Origin of the sequence: Pseudomonas sp. Irchel 3A5 (assembly GCF_900187575.1) — a bacterium.
GTDB classification, from domain to species: Bacteria; Pseudomonadota; Gammaproteobacteria; order Pseudomonadales; family Pseudomonadaceae; genus Aquipseudomonas; species Aquipseudomonas folii.
In genome coordinates this window covers 116382-134669 of sequence record NZ_FYDU01000012.1, presented here as the reverse complement: position 1 = coordinate 134669, position 18288 = coordinate 116382, and the positions used below count along the sequence as shown (strand labels likewise).

Annotated in this window: 15 protein-coding genes and 1 pseudogene; 7 read left to right on the top strand and 9 right to left on the bottom strand. The window is 56.9% G+C overall.

What is annotated here, in order from left to right:
* Positions 1 to 437 precede the first annotated feature (437 nt).
* The 7 genes from CKW31_RS20045 (at position 438) to CKW31_RS20015 (ending at position 8703) form a co-directional block, all read left to right on the top strand.
* A complete protein-coding gene (locus CKW31_RS20045) occupies positions 438 to 1367 on the top strand; it encodes a helix-turn-helix domain-containing protein (RefSeq protein WP_095098971.1) in 930 nt (309 codons plus the stop codon).
* Positions 1368 to 1513: 146 nt separating this feature from the next.
* Positions 1514 to 2401: an arginase family protein gene (locus CKW31_RS20040; RefSeq protein ID WP_095098968.1), complete on the top strand. Its 888-nt coding sequence runs from the start codon at positions 1514 to 1516 to the stop codon at positions 2399 to 2401.
* 288 nt (positions 2402 to 2689) lie between these two features.
* The gene (locus tag CKW31_RS20035) at positions 2690 to 3109 is read left to right on the top strand and encodes a GFA family protein (RefSeq protein WP_027902769.1); all 420 of its coding nucleotides are present in this window, start codon (positions 2690 to 2692) and stop codon (positions 3107 to 3109) included.
* 282 nt (positions 3110 to 3391) lie between these two features.
* The gene (locus CKW31_RS20030; protein ID WP_371856793.1) at positions 3392 to 4699 is read left to right on the top strand and encodes an OprD family porin; all 1308 of its coding nucleotides are present in this window, start codon (positions 3392 to 3394) and stop codon (positions 4697 to 4699) included.
* A 468-nt stretch (positions 4700 to 5167) separates the two neighbouring features.
* Entirely contained in the window at positions 5168 to 6442 is a 1275-nt protein-coding gene (locus CKW31_RS20025; protein ID WP_095098963.1) for an MFS transporter, read from the top strand.
* Between the two features lie 153 nt (positions 6443 to 6595).
* Positions 6596 to 7549: a 2-hydroxyacid dehydrogenase gene (locus CKW31_RS20020; RefSeq protein ID WP_095098960.1), complete on the top strand. Its 954-nt coding sequence runs from the start codon at positions 6596 to 6598 to the stop codon at positions 7547 to 7549.
* 329 nt (positions 7550 to 7878) lie between these two features.
* Positions 7879 to 8703, top strand: coding sequence for an HDOD domain-containing protein (locus CKW31_RS20015; RefSeq protein ID WP_095098957.1), 825 nt, complete (start codon positions 7879 to 7881; stop codon positions 8701 to 8703).
* A gap of 115 nt (positions 8704 to 8818) precedes the next feature.
* On the opposite strand, the gene CKW31_RS30470 is transcribed toward CKW31_RS20015, so the two are convergent.
* From CKW31_RS30470 to CKW31_RS19975, 9 genes and pseudogenes are all read right to left on the bottom strand, one after another.
* Positions 8819 to 9583, bottom strand: a complete 765-nt coding sequence (locus tag CKW31_RS30470; RefSeq protein ID WP_371856791.1) for a methyl-accepting chemotaxis protein — start codon at positions 9581 to 9583, stop codon at positions 8819 to 8821.
* 93 nt (positions 9584 to 9676) lie between these two features.
* Positions 9677 to 10708 (bottom strand): annotated as a pseudogene (locus CKW31_RS30465) (cache domain-containing protein); the annotation flags it as partial.
* Positions 10709 to 10872: 164 nt separating this feature from the next.
* Positions 10873 to 11859 carry an ABC transporter ATP-binding protein gene (locus tag CKW31_RS20005; RefSeq protein ID WP_095098954.1) on the bottom strand — a complete coding sequence of 329 codons (987 nt, stop codon included), beginning with the start codon at positions 11857 to 11859 and terminating at the stop codon, positions 10873 to 10875.
* The gene (locus CKW31_RS20000; protein ID WP_095098951.1) at positions 11856 to 12875 is read right to left on the bottom strand and encodes an ABC transporter ATP-binding protein; all 1020 of its coding nucleotides are present in this window, start codon (positions 12873 to 12875) and stop codon (positions 11856 to 11858) included. The genes CKW31_RS20005 and CKW31_RS20000 overlap by 4 nt, the downstream gene beginning before the upstream one ends.
* Before the next feature lie 2 nt (positions 12876 to 12877).
* Positions 12878 to 13777: a D,D-dipeptide ABC transporter permease gene (ddpC, locus tag CKW31_RS19995; protein WP_095098948.1), complete on the bottom strand. Its 900-nt coding sequence runs from the start codon at positions 13775 to 13777 to the stop codon at positions 12878 to 12880.
* 1 nt (position 13778) lies between these two features.
* Entirely contained in the window at positions 13779 to 14795 is a 1017-nt protein-coding gene (locus tag CKW31_RS19990) for an ABC transporter permease (protein WP_095098945.1), read from the bottom strand.
* Positions 14796 to 14923: 128 nt separating this feature from the next.
* Entirely contained in the window at positions 14924 to 16492 is a 1569-nt protein-coding gene (locus tag CKW31_RS19985) for an ABC transporter substrate-binding protein (RefSeq protein WP_095098943.1), read from the bottom strand.
* A gap of 200 nt (positions 16493 to 16692) precedes the next feature.
* Entirely contained in the window at positions 16693 to 17253 is a 561-nt protein-coding gene (ddpX, locus tag CKW31_RS19980) for a D-alanyl-D-alanine dipeptidase (protein ID WP_095098940.1), read from the bottom strand.
* 49 nt (positions 17254 to 17302) lie between these two features.
* A complete protein-coding gene (locus CKW31_RS19975; RefSeq protein ID WP_095098937.1) occupies positions 17303 to 18163 on the bottom strand; it encodes a MurR/RpiR family transcriptional regulator in 861 nt (286 codons plus the stop codon).
* Positions 18164 to 18288: the final 125 nt, after the last annotated feature.

Here is an 18288-nt window from a genome sequence, read left to right as displayed (position 1 = left end):
GGCGAACAAGGCTGTTATGCCGGGCACTGTGATCGACGTCACGCAGGGGCTGGGGTATCGCCGACTACCATCTAGCGCGCCATTAACCGACCTGAGTTGATCAGCGACGCAGCTCGCGCCCACGTGCCCGAGCTCGTCGGAAAAGATGGGCTAAGTCCCGAATCTGCTGGTTGGCAGTCTGGCTACCAGCAGAGCAAACTGGTCGCCATTCTTCTTCCGACCACGTCCCATTCTATTTTTGCTACTGCTGTGCAGGCCATGATGGATCGTTTGACTAAAGAACCTCTGACCATCAACGGAGGCCTGCTGTAGTTCCAATGGAAAACCTCGCAGCCAGAGACGCATCCAGTTGCATCACGTCGCCGCATGCCTCCGCTTTGCCAAATATCTGATACGGTGATTTGCAAAGTTTTGTCGGCTTGTTTACCGGAGCGCCCATGGCGATTGTCTTTCCCACTTCACACATTGATGCCAAGGAGCGTTTCGATTATTGGCAAGATGTCGTCTGCTCGACTTACACACCCACCACGAACCGCCAGTTAACAGATGAGCTGTTCGATGGCTCACTGGACGTCGCGACCAAAGGCAGCGTGTTATTCAGCCGGATCAGATCCCTGCCGGTGGAGTACAAACGTCCCCGAGACAACTGGGGCAATGGCACGTTTTTCCTGACACTCACCTTGTGCCCGGAAGCCTACATCAGCCAGTCCGGCAGAACTTCGCGTCAACGTCCTGGAGACATCGTTTTATACGACAGCGCTCAACCCTTCACCTGCACGCTTCCCGCTGGCGACGATCAGATCGTGCTCGCGGTGCCGCGTTCACTGCTGCTGACGCATATTCCCCATTACGAAGGTTTTTTAAGCCGAACACTGGAGAGCCATTCCCCGCTGGGAGGGCTCGCCAAATCAATGCTGCTTGAGATGTGGAAGGCCGAGACGCCTGATGCTGCCATCGGCGACCGGCTCAATGGGGCGCTGCTGGACGTGTTGTCCAGCGCGTTCGAAACAGCGTATGGCTCCCTGACGCCTAAACAGGCATCACACCGGCACAAGCAGCTTGCCGGAGTAAAACAGCACATTCTGGCAAATCTTGGCCAGACCGGGATGAGCGTGGAAAGCATCTGCGCCGCCGTGCACATGTCGCCCAGAACATTGAACAGACTCTTTGGCACGGAAGGCACCACGGTCATTCGCTGGCTGTGGCAGCAGCGCCTTTCCGCTTGCCATGATGCCCTGCTGAAAAAGTCGTTCACGCACGTCAGCGACGCCGCATTGAGCTTTGGCTTCAGTAACCTCTCGCACTTCAGCCGGGCGTTCAAACAAGCCTACGGCATCTCCCCTCAGCAACTGCTGCATCGAGCCTGATCACACTTGGCATTCTGAGCACAGCACCTGGCAGTTGCAGCAAAGCGACTTATTTCTTTCACGCGCAGTATCAACAGCGCGCGGTGGAGATTTGCGCCGATTGAAACCAATCAACGATTCAACTTAGCCAACCTAATGGTGAACACATGGCTAACGCCTCAGATAAAACCCTACGTCTGTTATTCCCGCAGTGGCAAGGTGGCAACAACGCCCCGTATTTCTTCGGCGCTCAATTGCTGTCATGGCTCGCTCCCGAGGCGAACGGCCCCGTGGAGGAAGTGCATGTCCCTGAGCCCGATGGCAAAACGCTGCAAAACGAAAACGGTATCGTTGCTCGTCAGGCCTTGGTTGAGCAATTGAACCATGCGCAGCAACTGATCGAGAAACATCAACCGGACCGCATGGTTGTGCTCGGCGGCGACTGCCTGGTCGACCTTGCCCCCTTTGCTTATCTCAATGAACGATACGACGGTGAGCTGGCAGTGCTTTGGGTCGACGCCCACCCTGACGTTCTGACCCCTAAGGAATTTGAGCACGCGCACGCCATGGTGCTGGGGAACCTGCTGGGCGAGGGGGACCCGGACTTTGCCCGGGCAGTGAAGCGCCCGCTGAAACCGGCGAATGTCATGTATGCCGGTCTGCAGGAAACCATGGAAGTCGAAACCGCCACCATCAAGCGCCTCGGCCTTCGCAGCGCGAGTCCTGCTGACCTGGCGAACACCAGCGAACCGGTGCTGACATGGCTCAAGGAGACAGGGGTCAGGCACCTGGCTATCCACCTTGATCTGGATGTGCTGGATCCGAGCCTGTTTCGTTCACTGCTATTCGCCCAACCCAACGTCCCGGATGACACCTTTGAAGGGATCGCTCAAGGCAAGATGACCATGGATCAAGTTGTGCGCCTGCTGCGCGAGGTGGCAAACGTCGTGGATGTGGTCGGGATCGGTGTCGCAGAGCATCTGCCTTGGGACGCGCTTGCGCTGAAAAACATGTTGGCTGGCCTGCCATTGCTGGGTGACGTTTACTCGCGGTGAGGCTGGGTGCAATCTGCCTGATATGAATCACTGATGACGTGGGACCGGCTTTAGCCGGGAAGGCGGTATTTCTGGCGATGAAGATTCATCGCCTGCCCCGCCCTCTTCCCGGCTAAAGCCGGTCCCACGTCGTCAATCAGCTTGCAGACAGACATAGAATCTCCCACAAGTCCGGCGGTATACCGGCCCCTTTGTAAATGAGTTCGCGGAAACTGTGTCTGCTGGCCAACATGTGCACCATCCACTCTAAACGGCTACCCTGTTGAATTACCTCAGGAGGAACAGCCCGTGATCAAGAAAGTCGGCCCCACTGAAATAAAACCCAAACATCGTGCATCGTGCCATTGCGGCGCGGTGGTACTGGAGCTGGATTTACCCGACGGCATTGTCGATCCTCGGCGCTGCGATTGTTCGATGTGCCGCCGCAAAGGTGCCATCGTTGCGTCGGTCGCGCTGGACGGTGTCAAAGTCATTCAGGGCCAGACCCAGCTCAAGCTCTATCAATTCAATACCCGCACAGCGAAGCATTATTTCTGCGGTAACTGCGGGATTTACACCCATCACCAGCGGCGCTCCTCACCGGACCAGTACGGCTTTAATCTGGGCTGCCTGGAAGGCGTGAATCCCTATGATCTGGGGCAGATCAAGACCAGTGACGGCGTCAATCATCCTGCCGACCGCGAGCCACCGACCAACGCACCCGGCTGAATGCAATACCAGCCTTCCGGCCTCGCTGCATTGGGTCGAAGGCTGATGCAATAAATAAACACAGTTACCGGTCGCATCAGGTTGTCAGCAGTAACCAACCACTTGCTGTCTCAGGAACATAAACGCTTCATTGCACATTTGTAATCTTTCAACCATCTCGTCGTTATCTTCAACTCGTCAAGATTGTGCCCACTGGCAACGCTCGAATTTATAAAAAAAGCCAGGTCGACACATAAGAAATCTGCCGATTTGAACGGAGCGACTATGACTCACCTCAACAAAATGACTGTGGCCGTTTTATCGACCCTTGCGAGTGTCACGCCGCTTGCTGCTTTTGCAGAAGAGCAAAAGGAAGGGTTTATCGAAGGCAGTACCTTGACCGTACTCAATCGAAGTTTTTACATGAACCGCGACCATCGCAAAGGCGAGTCGAGCCCTACCGGCAATGGCTATTCCGAAGCGTGGGCACAAGGCGTTATCGGCAAATTCGAATCGGGTTTCACCCAGGGTACGTTTGGCGTCGGTGTCGACGCCTTTGCCATGCTGGGCATCAAGCTTGATACAGGCGATGGCCGTAACGGCGGACGCAGCTCCTTCGATGTGCTTCCGGTCGACGGTGATGGCGAGGCCGAAGACGAATACAGCAAAGTCGGCGGCGCTCTGAAAGCCCGAGCATTCGACACTGTTGTAAAGGTCGGAGATGTCTTCCCGTCGACCCCGGTGGTTTCTTTTGGCGACTCGCGACTCCTGCCTGAAAGCTTTCGCGGCGTGACAGCGACCAACACCAGTATCAGCGGTTTAACCCTTCAGGGTGGCCGACTTCACTCAATGAGCCAGCCAGCCTCCAGCGGCATGCGCGACAACTTCGCCACGTTCTATGCAGGTTCGGTCAACGCTCCGTGGGTCGCCTATTTCGGGGGCGATTACAATGCCACCGACCGCTTGAGTCTGGGGCTGTACACCAGCAGGCTGAAAGACGCCTGGGATCAGACGTATGCATCGACCTCTTACACGCTTCCGCTCTCGGATAATCTGGCGCTGACCGGCAGCCTGAACTACTACAACGCCACCGACGAAGGCAAAAAGCTCCTCGGGGAATTCGACAATGACATCTGGAGCGCAAAAATCGGCCTCCAGTATGGCGCTCATACCCTGGCCCTCTCGCACCAGCGAAATGAAGGCGACGACGACTTCGATTACCTCAGACAGTCCGACTCGATCTACCTGGCGAACTCTATCCAGTACAGCGACTTCAACTCACCGAAAGAGCGCTCGTGGATGGTCACTTACAACCTGGACATGACAACGTTCGGGGTACCCGGCCTGTCATTCATGACGCGCTACGGTAAAGGCACCGATGCCGACTACTCCAATGCCAACAGCACTTACATGCGCCGGGATTCGGATGGCAATCCACTCACCGATCAGAAGCGCTGGGAGCGGGATATCGAAGCGAAATACATCGTGCAGACCGGCAACCTGAAGGACCTGTCACTGCGCGTGCGACAAGCCACCACCCGTGCGACTGCATTCGAGTCAGACCTTGATGAGGTCAGGGTGATTGTCGAGTACCCGCTTAGCGTTCTGTGAAGAGGGATCCAAGGGTTTAGCAACACCGCCTTGGAAGCTCCCGCTCTGCAATCAAGGTGTTTCAGGCGCTCTCGCGAGCGCCTTTTTTTGGTCATGTCTTTCTGTGTCGCGCAGCAAATATTGGACCTGTAGGAGCTGCCGAAGGCAGCGATCACGGTGTATCAGGAGAAATGCTTCGCAGCCTTCGGCAGCTCCTGCAGAAAATGCATTTCAATCCATTGATTTGCATTTGTTTGATGAGAGTGAGCTTGCTCGCGATTCGATTTTTCTGTCGATAAATTATCGTCTGACATGACGCTATCGCGAGCAATGTGGATCGCCACCCCGGTCACTCCTACAGGGGACTACGTTTGCTGCGAATTGCATGGTATGAGCTGCTTCACTGCCCATCCATTGATCCGACGCAGCTTTCGGATCACGAAAAGCGTCTAGGCTGAGGTCCATTGCCCCTCCACCAAGGCCATCCTCATGCCTCCTGCGTCAGCCGCACATTTGTCCGTCCGCTCCGAACCGCTGCACATGGGGTTCGTGATCGCTTGGCTGTTCTGCGCCCTCTTCTACTTTGTGCAATACGCCCTGCGTTCCGCGCCGGGGGTGATGATGCCGGAGTTGACCGAAGCGTTTGGCCGCGACGTGGTGGCCGTCAGTGCGCTGGTCGGTCTGTATTACTACACCTACTCGATTTTCTCGATCATTGCGGGCGCGGCACTGGACAGGCTGGGTGCCAAGTACGTGATCCCGGCGGGCATCCTGATGGTTGCAGCAGGCGCGGCGTTGTTCGGGCTGGGGGAGTTGCAAGTCGCGCAAATTGGCCGCCTGCTGCAAGGCGCTGGATCGGCCAGTGCTTTCATAGGCGCCGTATATCTGGCAACCCATGGCTTCCCGCCCCGGTATCTGGCCACTGCCGTCGGTTTCACTCAATGCTTCGGCATGATGGGCGGTTTCGCCGGGCAATTCGCCGTGGGCCCGATTGTTCACGGGACTATCCCGTGGCAGCAGTTCTGGTTCATCGCTGCCGGTTGCCTGTTCGTGATCGCCATACTGGTGCTGTGCATGACTCCCAAAGGCCACGACCCAAGGCCTGCGGGCAGCAGCAACTCACTGGGTTCGGTGCTGACGCCCTACAAGCAGGTCCTGAGTAATCCGCAGTCCTGGCTATGCGGTTTCACGGCGGGCCTGTTGTTTCTGCCGACGACGATTGGCGACATGATCTGGGGCGTGCCGTTTCTACGTGACGGTCTCGCGGTCAGCTACGGCGAAGCAGTCAACCGCAGCAGCATGATCCCCCTGGGCTGGGTCATTGGTTGCCCGTTGCTCGGCTATATTTCCGACCGCATTGGCAGACGCAAGCCGGTATTGATCGGTGGCGCATCGCTGATGCTGATCGCCAGCGCGGCGATCCTGTATTTGCCTGCCGGAATTGCCCCGCCTTATCTGTTCGGGCTGCTGTTGGGTATCGGTTCCGGTGCAGCGATGATCCCCTATTCGATCATCAAGGAAGTCAACGCCGACAACGTCAAAGGCAGTGCCACCGGTGCCATCAACTTCCTAGTCTTTACCTTCAGCGCCCTGCTCACGCCGGTTTTTGGTTACCTGCTTGCGCGTATGGCCATGGGCGGCGTCTTGACCCTGCCCATATTCCAGGCTGCCGGCGCCTGGTTGCTGGGTGGCATCGTGCTCGCTATCGTGCTCGCGCTGTTGATTCTGGAAACGGGGCCGAAAGGTCGGCAAGTAGTTGGCTAGAAGGTTGTCTGAACCCATCGCCAGGCTTCGGATCGAACATTCAGACTTGAATGACGGCACCATGCGTATATGATCAGAGCGAAGTTGTACGATGACATATGACGCTAAGCATGCCTTCATGTTTCTCAAAAATAAAATGACGAGCGATCCACTATGACTCAAAGCAAAGCCGAAGTACTGGTCTGGGGCCAGATGCACGCCTCTCTCACTGAAGCGCTGGACCGGGACTTTACCGTGCACAACCGCTGGGAGATCGCGGACCTGGAGGCTTGGCTCTCCACCCACGGTGAAAAGATTCGCGCCATCGTCACCAGCGCCGTGTACGGCACCGACAATCAGGTGCTGGATCGTCTGCCCAATCTTGAAGTGGTCACCAGCTTCGGCGTGGGTTACGACGCGATCGACATCGACTACTTGTCAGGCCGCGGCATCAAATTCAGTAACACCCCGGATGTATTGAACAAGGCTGTCGCGGAAACTGCACTCGCGCTGATGCTCTGTGTGAGCCGCAAGATCAGCGAAGCCGAGCGTTTTGTACGGGCAGGTAAATGGCCAGACGGCAAATTCCCGCTGGGTCGTGATCTGGCGGGCAAGACCTGCGGCATCGTAGGCTTGGGAAAAATTGGTAAAACCATCGCCACTCGCGCCGCAGCGTTCGACATGAACATTGCCTATTTCCGTCGCGGCCAGGCTTATCCGGATGTGTCCTACACCCATTACGCCGACCTCCACGAACTGGCCAAAGTCAGCGATTATCTGGTGGTGATCGTGCCGGGCGGTGCCGATACCGAAAAGCTGATCAGCGCTTCGGTGCTCAAGGCGCTGGGTTCGGATTCTTTCCTGATCAACGTTGCACGCGGCACGGTCGTGGACGAAAAGGCTCTGATTGCCTCGCTACAGGCGGGTGAAATCGCCGGTGCCGGGCTGGATGTGTTCGAGGATGAGCCCAACGTACCGACCGAGTTGCTGGCCCTGGACCAGGTCGTCCTGACCCCGCACATTGGCAGCGGCACCTATGAGACCCGCAAAGCCATGGCCGATCTGGTGTTCGCCAATCTGAGCCGTTATATCGAAGAGGGTGAGCTGGTTACGCCGGTGACGGTTTAACTATTTCCCGCCCGAACTGGAACGCGTTTTTTGTGGGAGCCGAGCTTGCTCGCGATAAACGATGACGCGGTATGTCTGAAAGAACCAGTCGCCGGCATCGTCCCACAGGACTCACTGATGACGTGGGACCGGCTTTAGCCGGGAAGGCGGTATTTCTGCCGATGAAGGTCGTCTGTCCCGGCCTCTTCCCGGCTAAAGCCAGTCCCACGAAGCAGATCAGAGACACCGGATTTGCTGACTGTTTCACGCATTTAACGATCGTTAGCCGTGCAGGCTCGCCAATATCACCTATCGTTCTGTTTCAGGACGGAAAAATAGGTGAGTCTTCCATGAGTATTGAAACGCTGTTCGCCAACCTGCATAGCCTCCCCAGCATCCCGAAAGTTGCTCAGGATTTGATCCTGCAATTCGACAGCCCTTCTTCCAGCCTGGAAAGCATTGCTCGCAATATTGAAAAGGATCCGGTGATTTCGGCGAAGATCCTCCGTCTGGCCAACTCGGCCCGGTTTCGCGGCTCCCGGGAGTCATCCAGCATTGAAGACGCGGCGATGCGTCTGGGCTTCAACACGCTGCGCACCCTGGTGTTGGCTTCGGCGGTGACGGGCGCGTTCAAGGCCGGGCCGAGCTTTGACCTTAAAGGCTTTTGGTTGAAGAGTTTTCAGGTAGCCGGGATCTGCCGGATGCTGGCAAAACAGAGCGGCGTAGATCCGGAGATCGCGTTTACCTGCGGTGTGATGCATGACATCGGCGAGCTGTTGATCCAGACAGGCGCGCCGGAAGTCGCCGAGCGCATCAATGCAGCGAGCAAGACGGGGACACCGGGGCGCGCGGCCAATGAAACGGTGCAGTTGGGTTTTGGTTATCCCGAAGTGGGTGAAGAGCTGGCCCGTCGCTGGCATTTGCCCGAGGTGATCCAACAAGCCATCGCGTATCAGGCCAAACCGCTACAAGCCCCAGGCAATGCGCCACTGCCGCGTATCGTGGCCCAGGCGATGCTGGTTTCCGATGCGCTCGAAGCCCACGGCGGCGCTACACCAGAGGCGCAACAGGCGGTGGTAGGGCCGCTGACTGAAGGGGTCAATCTGGATGCATTGTTTGCCGGATTGCCCGCCGTGCTGGAGGCGGACAAAGCGTTTGCAGAATTGCTGAGTTAGACCGAGTGGCCCTTATCACTGGCAAGCACCGCTCCCACATGGGATTGCATTTCAAATGTGGGAGCGGTGCTTGCCCGCGATAACGGCGATCCGGTTTCAAGCCTTACTCTTCACATCAAATCCTGAAAGTCCCCACCAGATGCTGCAACCGTGCAGCCTGTTCTTCCAGATACGAGCAGGCATCCAGCGTCAGCTTCAGGTTGTCGACGCCTTCCTGGTTGAGCGTGTTGATCTGCGTAATATCGACGTTGATCGACTCAACCACCGCTGTCTGCTCTTCGGTCGCAGCGGCTACGGACTGGTTCATGTCGTTGATTTCATCGATACGACGAGTGACGCTGCTTAACCGCTCACCGGCCTGATTGGCGACGGTCACGCTGCTTTCACTCTGACGCTGGCTTTCGGTCATGGTGACCACCGCTTCCCGAGCGCCGATCTGCAGTTCCTCGATCATCTTCTTCACTTGCTGCGCCGAATCCTGAGTGCGGTGTGCAAGGCTGCGTACTTCGTCGGCCACCACCGCGAAGCCACGCCCTGCTTCGCCAGCACGCGCCGCTTCAATCGCAGCGTTCAGTGCAAGCAGGTTGGTTTGCTGGGAAATACTGGTGATCACTTCCAGAATCTGACCGATATTTACCGTCTTGCCGTTCAGGTTCTCGATGTTCGCGCAGGACTCGCTGATCTTTGCCGAAAGCTCGTTCATCGCGCTGATTGTCTGCTGTACAACTTGCTGACCATCACCCGCCAATTGGCTGGCATCGGCAGATTGCTGAGAAGTGCGTGCCGCGTTCTGGGCAATTTCATGGGCAGCCGCACCCAGCTCGTTGATCGCCGCTGCGACACTTTCGGTACGATTGGCCTGCTGGTCGGAATTGGTCATGGAGGAGTTGGAAGCCTTCACCACTCGCATTGCCACATCGCCCAACTGGCCGGCCGTGGAAGCCACCTCGCGTATGGAGCCGTGAATACGCTCAACGAATCGGTTGAATGACTGCGCCAATTCGCCGAACTCGTCCTGTGAAGTGATAGCCAGACGCTTGGTCAGGTCGCCATCCCCATCAGCGATGTCACGCATGGCGCGCCCCATCTGATGCAGCGGTTGCATCAGCACGCTGATCAACATGCCCAGCAGGAGAATGATGATCACCACGGAAATGACCATCGCAGTAATCGCTGACGTACGGAATTCGCCGAGCATGGCGTAGGCCGCATCCTGATCCAGTACCAGCGCCACATACCAGTTAGCCGAAGAAACGCCTTCTACCTTGGTCAGCGACATGATTTCCGCTTTACCGGCGGACGCGATTTCAGTCACGCCCGCAGTAATCTTCGGTGTATCGGTCGGATAGGCTTCGCTGATGTTCTTCAGAATAAGTTTGCTGTCCGGGTGAATCAGAATCTTGCCGTCACCGCTGACGATGAATGCATAACCATGCCCGCCGAAGTTCAGCGAGTTGATGGTCTTGGTAATACTCTCCAGAGAGATGTCAGCACCGGCAACGCCGATGAACTGGTTCTGGTACTTGACCGGCGCGGCCAATGTCACGACCAACTTGCCCGAAGAAGCGGCAATGTACGGTTCGGTCACAACAGTGCCCGGGGCGTTTTGCGCCGCCTTGTACCAGCCACGCGCACGGGGATCATAATCTGCCGCCCGGTTACCCGCAGGCACCGAAAACATCACGCCGTCAGTACCGCCGAAATAACTGAGCTGGAAGTTATCGGTGTAAGCCGGGATACCGATGGAGCGCTGCAGATCCGGAATCGCCTTGCCATCCGCCGAGACCCGCTGCGCCATGGATTGCAGCAACTGCGTGCGGCTTTCCAGCCAGGTCTGAATGTTCTGGGTCGTCAACCCACCCAGTTGTTGAAGCTCGGCAAAAACGTTGGACTTCAAAGTCTGGCGTTGACGGTAATCGTTAACAACAATAAAACAGGTAAATGCGACCACCACGACCAATGCGGCGGCGAGCAGAATCTTTCTGCTGAAACCCAGACTTTTCATCATTGCGGATACTTCCATTACAAAAGAGTTACAACGGGACGGCCTGAGATCAAGTTAGCAAAGGCCGTGCCGCGTTTTACGTACTCTTCGAGTAAAAAGAAAGTATCTCGATAAATATATTATTGGATCCACCTCAGTAGAGGTGCGACATAGTGTGCACAGGTCTAAGTAATACTCGACATGAGATGACACCTGACTGACCCCTGCCCCTCTTTCGCGGGGGCCAGCAACTGTGGCCTGTCGCAACCTGTTGTCGCCTGCGGGCAGCGGTCCCGGAAGAAACAGCCGGAGGGCAGTTTACGGTTGCCTGGTAACTCTGTAGGCGCCGAAATATATGCGTTATCCAGCGGAGCTCCCAGGCGCGGAACCGCGTCCAGAAGCAGACGAGTGTAAGGATGTTGAGGCCGCTCAAGCACTTCGGCTGCGCTGCCTAATTCGACGATTTGGCCCAGGTACATCACGGCCACCCGGTCGGCCATATGGCGTACCACTGAGACGTTGTGCGAAATCAGGATGTAGGTCAAATCACGACTGCGTTGCAACGCTGCCAGCAGGTTAAGAATTTGTGCTTGTACCGAAATATCCAGCGCAGAAGTGGGTTCATCGAGAACAATGATGTCCGGATTGGATGACAATGCACGAGCAATGGCAATTCGTTGACGCTGACCGCCAGAAAACTGGTGCGGGAAACGGTCCAGGTACTCCGTACGAATCCCCACTTGGGAGGCAACTTTTGCAGCAATGTCACGCATGTCCCGTCGCGGCGCTGAACGCTGGACGAACAGTGGCTCCGTAATGACCTTCCATATCGGTAACCGAGGATCCAGCGAAGACTGCGGATCCTGAAAAACAATCTGCACGTTACTGCCCAACTCGTGGGCATTGTTATAAATCCAGTCCATGCGACCCATTGTGGGTTTGATCAGCCCCATCAACAGCTGCGCCAGGGTGCTTTTGCCACACCCGGACTCCCCCACCACGCCCAGTGTCTCGCCGGCATGAACCTGAAGATCGATACCGTTCAACGCATGGGCTACGCCCTTTGCCCGACCTAGCCAGTCGCTGCCCACAGGGAAATGCACGCGGACATCTTCAAGGGAAAGAATCGGCGAGTTGTCTTCAGGCAGGCGTTTACGTGCAGTACTGATCATGAAACTTGCTCCTGTTCGCTCAACCAGCAGGCACTTTTACGTAGCTCGCGGCCATTGATGGGCTGTAGCGGTGGCCGCTCGACGCACTTGGCCATCGCGGACGGACAACGGTCCCGGAACGTACACCCTTCGGGCAGCGCAGAAAGATTTGGCACCTGGCCCGGTATCGTCATCAAATCCTCCCCGGGCTGCACCTGCTCAGGCAAGCCGCTGAGCAGACCGCGGGTGTAAGGGTGACGCGGATCAGCCATGACCGCAGCGGTATTCCCCTGCTCCACCACAGCGCCGGTGTACATCACGTAAACCCGGTCACAAAACTGGGAAACCAGCGCCATATCGTGGGTGATCAGCAGAATTGCCGTCCCGCGCTCACGGGCCTTTTCTCTCAGCAAAAGCAAAACCTGACGCTGCACGGTAACGTCCAATGCCGTGGTGGGCTCGTCGGCAATCAGCAGCTGAGGGTCGCAAGAAAACGCCAGAGCGATCATCACACGCTGACGCATCCCGCCGGAAAGCTCGAACGGGTAGCTTTCCAGCACCTGCTCAGGGTCGGCGATGTGCATGTCACGCAACAGTTCGACAGCTCTGGCCCGCGCCTGGGATTTGCTCACGTGCTGGTGATGGATGATCACATCCGTCATCTGTCGCCCGATACGCCGGGTCGGGTTCAGGGCCGTCATGGGTTCCTGAAAAATCATCGCCGCGTCACGACCGCGTACCTTCAACAGGTCTTTCTCTTTGGCCGCCAGCATGTCACGACCCAATATGTGCAGACTGCCGCCGCTGACACGGTAACTGCGCTCCGGCAGCAAACGCATACTGAGCATGGCAGTGACCGACTTGCCTGAACCGGACTCACCGATCACGCCGACGATCTCCCCCGGATCCACCTGCAGCGTGATGCCGTTGAGTGCCTTCACCGTGCCGCGATACGCCGGGAATTCAATGCTCAGGTTATCGATCGTCAATACCGGTGCAGCCGCAAGCTTCGGGCTTGCAATAGATAGAGTCGACATGATCATTTCCCCTGTTGACGCGGATCGAGCAAGTCGCGCACGCCGTCGCCCAGCAAATTGAATCCCGTAGCGGTGATAAGGATCGCCAGCCCCGGGAAAGTCGAGTACCACCACTGATCAAGAATGTATTTGCGACCGGTCGCGACCATTGCGCCCCACTCGGCCGTGGGCTGTTGTGCGCCAAGACCGATAAAGCCCAGCGCGGAAGCCATGAGGATGGCTGCGCCGATATCAAGACTCAGTTGCACCAGCAAGGGCGGCGTGGCATTGCGCGCCACGTGCCAGAGCACAATGTGCCAACGCCCGGCGCCGAAGGTCTGCGCCGCCTTGACGTAGCCCATCTGCCTGATGCTCAGCGCCTGGCCGCGGGCTAACCGCACATAAAATGGAATACGTACCAGCGTAATCGCCAGCATCGCATTGAAAAGGCTTGGGCCGAGTGCAGCGGTCAGGGCCATGATCAGCACGAGGGAAGGCACCGAGAGCATGATGTCCATCAGCCTCATGATCAGGCTGTCAAAGCGGCCTCCGATCACACCGGACATACAGCCCAGCAGGCCGCCGATCAGGCAGGAGGAAAAGGCCACGAACAGTCCGACGCCAACCGATTGCTGGCTGCCATGCAACACCCGACTGAACAGGTCACGCCCCACTTCATCGGTGCCAAACCAGTACTGGGCAGATGGCTCAGCCAGCCGATGAGCCAGGTTGACCGCGTTGGGATCATGGGGAGCCAGCCAAGGCGCGAAAATCATACACAGGAGCACTATGCAGGTGATCGCCAGGCCAGCAATGGTCAGCGGGCTGCGCCCGATCTGGTAGCGTAAAAAGCTCAGCCGGTCCCGCCAGCCTGCAGTCTGCGCAACGGGTGCGACACTCAAGGGAGTGAGTGGTGTCGTCATGTCAGTTGACCTCGCTGATGCGCGGATCGATCAAGCGGTAAAGCAGATCGATAACCATGTTGAGCAACACATAAATGAAGGAGACAACGATTGCGAAGCCCATCACCGCTGGAAAATCCAGAGCCTCGATGGACTTGACCACGTAAGCCCCCATCCCCGGCCAGGCGAATACTGTTTCAGTCAGCACCGCGCCATAGAGCAAGTCACCAAGCGTCAGGCCCAGTACGGTCACCGAAGGGATAAGTGCATTAGGCAGTGCATGACGCAGGATCACCGACCACTTCGATAAACCATACGCCCGCGCCGTGCGGATGTAGTCCTCGCCCAACTGGTCAAGCATCGCCGAACGAATCTGCCGGGCGACTACTCCCAGGTTGACGAAACCCAAGGTCACGGCGGGCAGGATCAGATGCTGCAGCGCATTGCTGAAGAGCGCCCAGTCGCCCATCAGTAATGAGTCGATCAGGTAAAAACCGGTGACTGTCACCGGCGGGTCCAGCCCGTCATCAAGGCGACCGCTGCCAGGCAACCAGTTCAAGTGACCATAGAAAAACACGATCAGGCCCAGACCCAGCCAGAACGCCGGAGTGGATATCCCGGTGACCGCCAGCGTGCGGGCGATCTGATCGATCAGGCGGTTGTGGTAAACCGCAGACAGTACGCCCAGCGGCACGCCGACCAGGATCGACAGCAGCAAGGCAGCCATTGCCAACTCCAGGGTGGCAGGAAAAAACGCCTGCAAATCCTCCAGCACTGGCCGACTGGTACGAATTGAGGTACCCAGATCGCCGCGAAGCAGGTCGAGCATGTAGCGGCCATATTGCTGGTACAGCGGCAAGTCCAGCCCCAACTGATGACGGATATTGGCCACGATCGCGTCGGTGGCCCGATCCCCGGCAATAAGCCGCGCGGGATCACCGGGAATGAGGTGGGAAATCGAAAAGGTGATCACGGAGACGCCAATCACAACCAGTAGCAGGCCGAAAAGTCGTTTTCGCAAGATATTCAAGAAGGCCATCAGGCACCTCAGTCATGCGTTTAGCGGCAGCTCAAATGGCTGCCTTGGGCACGGCGTCGCAGCACTCCCTTTAAGGATCAAAAGGGAGCGCCGAACGTTAACGGTAGAAATGTTGAGTCCGTAACGTATTACTTGGTGATCGTACCGACGTTGAACACCTGCTCCAGCATCGGGTTGAACACGTAGCCCTTGACCGTATCGCGCATCGGCAAGGTGTAAGCCTTCTGGTAGAGGTAGGCGTAAACACTGTCCTCAAGGACAATTTTCTGCGCCTGCTGATACAACTCGGTGCGCTTGGCTGCGTCGTTGGTGGCCGCGGATTCACGAATCAACTTGTCCACTGCAGGGTTCTCATAAAATGAGCGGTTGCCGGGCAGACCTTGCAATTTGGAGTCAAACCAGAAATTCATGAACATGTAGGGGTCGGCGAAATCCGGGCTCCACGAACCGATAGCGACATCGAAATCACCTTTGCCCAAACGCTCACGCATCGTGGCGTTAGCCAGCTTCTCCAGTTTCAGATTAACGCCCAGCGGCGCCAGGCCAGCTTGCAGGGTGAGGCCGATAGGCTCCCAGTTCGGGTCCTTGTCTGAATACATGAAATTCAGCGAACTGATTTTGGACGGCGCCTTGGCGAGGTCTGCCTTGGCCTTGGCCAGGTCCTGCCTGGGCACTGGCAATTTTTCATCGTAAGCCCACATGCCCTGTGGAATCGGCCCGTTCATGGGCTTGGCTTTGCCTTTCAGGAGACCGTTGATAATGCCGTCGTAATCCAGAGCGTCAACGATGGCACGGCGTGCATCGGGATTGTCCATCGGCGCTTTCTTGGTGTTCAGATACAGCAACGTCACGCGCAAGGACGGGTAATCACCGATCACGACGCCAGGCTTCTTGCTCAGGGCATCGAGTTGGTCCTCCGGCATATCTTCAATAATGTCGAGATCGCCACGCTCCAGTTGCAGACGCCGCACCGACGCCTCACCAATGATTTTCACCACAACCTTGTTAAGGGTTGGCTTGGGTCCGGCGTAGTAGCTGTTCTGCTCCATGGTCAATGATTGGCCTTTCTGCCAGCCGACCAGTTTGAATGCACCGGAACCTGCGGTATGGGTCGACAGGTAAGCCTCAGCACCTTCGCTTTTCTTCGCCACTTCAGGGTTCACAATTGCAGCGCCGTTATGGGCCAGTGTCGAGAGAAAAGGCGCATAGGGGGTCTTGAGCGTAAACCGCACGGTCCACGGATCGACCACCGACACCACCATGTCATCGGGGAACGCACCCGACGGGCCTTGCTTGAGCTTCATGACCCGGTCAAAGGAGAACTTGACGGCTTCTGCACTGACTTCGCTTCCGTCATCGAACTTGTTGCCGGGTTTGAGTTTGAATTCCCAGACCAGACTGTCCGCCGAAGTGGTCCAGCCGGAGGCCAGTTCGCCCTCGACCTCGGTGCTGCCCTTGCCGTTTTCAACCTTATAGGTCACAAGCCGCTGATAGGCCGGATAAGTCACCGCCCAGTCGTTGTTATCGATGGTGACCGCAGGATCCAGGGTTTGCGGGTCGGCGGGTTTGCCGATCATCAAAACGTCCTTGGGAGCAGCAGCGCTTGCAGACTGCCAGGCCCCCAGCCCCATGGCCGTACAGAGCAATGCCATGGCAAGGGAGCGCGGATTGAGGCGCGGAGTGAAAATCAGATTCATGCCGGTTCCTTGATCATTCGATATGTGGAAGTTCGTCAGGTTTTTTATTGAAGCTATACCGGGCAGTTAAAACTCGGACTCACGTCCGAAACGGGCAATCACTGCAGTGCAGGTCTTGCCGAATTCACGCCGGGAATCATCAACGCCCCGGTCATTTGTTTTTGAATACTGTTGTCATGCAGCGCTGTTGAGCGCGTATCTCAATGGCCGACAGGCTGGAGCGACTTATCGTCGATCAGCGGATAATCCTCAGCGTCGGGCAACTCGTAATGCCACCATTCGCTGTCGATCCAGGTAAAACCGGAAGCAAGCATGATCCCCAAAAGCATCAGGCGATTACGCTGCACCTGCGGTGGCAGATCACTGAAGAACTGATGGGAAGGCTCACGCATGTCGTCAAACCCGGTGCCCATGTCCAACGGCTGGCCGTCGGCATCAATCAGCGTAAGGTCGACCGCAACGCCACGACTGTGGTGTGACCCCAGCCCCGGATCGCGGACGTACTCAGGATTAGGCAGCGCCTCCCATAACAGAAACTGCGCATACGGCGGACGGTAGGCATCAAATATCCTCAAGCGATAACCGGCCTGCCGGGCCAACCGGCTTGCCATGCGCAGGCAACGCTCAGCGTCCACATGCAGCAAACAACGCGGGTCCTGATAAATCACCTTGCCAGCGAGGTTGTCGGCACCGGCATAAATCAGGTCGATCTGGACCTCTAGCGCGTGGGCATCGACTTCGACAAGTGGGCCGTTATTCACTCAAACACTCCATTAACAAAAACAGCGAAGAACATGATGAATGGGCCATTCATTCGAACTGACCGAAAAGCTCTTGCAACTGACGGTTTTTCGCCAGGCGCTGGTCAAGCCGCTCACCGTATTTCTCGGCCACAGCGGACACCATCAGGTTGAACAGGCAGGCCAGAGGTGCGGGTGAGTCCCAGAACTGCCCGACGTCGGACTTCAACTGCAACAGGTCCATGGAGTAATCCCGCGCCCAGGGACAATGGAAATCAGTGATCAACGCCAAGGGCAAATCCTGGCCACTGGCGACCTCGCAAAATTTGCGGGTCATGCTGGAGTAAGTGCGGAAGTCCGCAATGAGTGCGTAGGGATTTTTGAATCCTGAGTTCAGCGACTCGGCATACGTACCCGATAAGCCGTCCACGTAGTACACCTGCGGACGGATGTATTCCAGATGACTGAAGAAGGCATTGAGAATGCCACGGGTGGTCTGAATGCCGATGATGAACACGGCGTCAGCACTGTAGATACGTTCAACAATGGTTGCGAACGTATCACTGCGGGCCAGGCCGTAGACATGCTGGATGGCTTCCAGCTCACGAGTCAGCGAACGGTCCAGAGCATCACCGAGAATGCTTTCCTCGCGAAATGCCCCGAGCCGGTCTGTCAGCAACCAACTCCCCGTGGAGTCGCCACGAAGACTCTGCTTCACGTCATCAATGTTGCGATAACCCAGCGAACGGAAGAACCGGCCGACTGAAATGCCGGTTGTGCCGGTCTGCTGCGCGATGCTGTCCGCGGTCTCGAACGGCAGCTGCTGAGGATTGGCCAGCAGGTAGCCCCCGATGCGCTTGCCCGTAGGCGTCAGCTCGGTAAAGCGCTGTTCGAGTATCTCGAGAAAAGTGTGTTTTTCCGTGGCATTCATGCTGATTACGGCATCCCTGAAGCGCCTGTAAAAATGTTAGAAATAACTCAACAAACCAAATCTTGTTATCAACATAACATTCACTTTCCAGCCAGCACAATGCTTTTTTTGCAGGATATTTCAGA

Excerpts from the sequence above, each read along its gene's own strand:
- CKW31_RS20000 (WP_095098951.1), bottom strand. The coding sequence starts at position 12,875 with ATGTCGACTCTATCTATTGCAAGCCCGAAGCTTGCGGCTGCACCGGTA.
- CKW31_RS19975 (WP_095098937.1), bottom strand. The coding sequence starts at position 18,163 with ATGAATGCCACGGAAAAACACACTTTTCTCGAGATACTCGAACAGCGC.
- CKW31_RS20030 (WP_371856793.1), top strand. The coding sequence starts at position 3,392 with ATGACTGTGGCCGTTTTATCGACCCTTGCGAGTGTCACGCCGCTTGCT.
- CKW31_RS20005 (WP_095098954.1), bottom strand. The coding sequence starts at position 11,859 with ATGATCAGTACTGCACGTAAACGCCTGCCTGAAGACAACTCGCCGATT.
- CKW31_RS20015 (WP_095098957.1), top strand. The coding sequence starts at position 7,879 with ATGAGTATTGAAACGCTGTTCGCCAACCTGCATAGCCTCCCCAGCATC.
- CKW31_RS19990 (WP_095098945.1), bottom strand. The coding sequence starts at position 14,795 with ATGGCCTTCTTGAATATCTTGCGAAAACGACTTTTCGGCCTGCTACTG.
- CKW31_RS20040 (WP_095098968.1), top strand. The coding sequence starts at position 1,514 with ATGGCTAACGCCTCAGATAAAACCCTACGTCTGTTATTCCCGCAGTGG.
- CKW31_RS20020 (WP_095098960.1), top strand. The coding sequence starts at position 6,596 with ATGACTCAAAGCAAAGCCGAAGTACTGGTCTGGGGCCAGATGCACGCC.
- CKW31_RS30470 (WP_371856791.1), bottom strand. The coding sequence starts at position 9,583 with ATGACCAATTCCGACCAGCAGGCCAATCGTACCGAAAGTGTCGCAGCG.
- ddpC (WP_095098948.1), bottom strand. The coding sequence starts at position 13,777 with ATGACGACACCACTCACTCCCTTGAGTGTCGCACCCGTTGCGCAGACT.
- CKW31_RS20045 (WP_095098971.1), top strand. The coding sequence starts at position 438 with ATGGCGATTGTCTTTCCCACTTCACACATTGATGCCAAGGAGCGTTTC.
- CKW31_RS20025 (WP_095098963.1), top strand. The coding sequence starts at position 5,168 with ATGCCTCCTGCGTCAGCCGCACATTTGTCCGTCCGCTCCGAACCGCTG.
- CKW31_RS19985 (WP_095098943.1), bottom strand. The coding sequence starts at position 16,492 with ATGAATCTGATTTTCACTCCGCGCCTCAATCCGCGCTCCCTTGCCATG.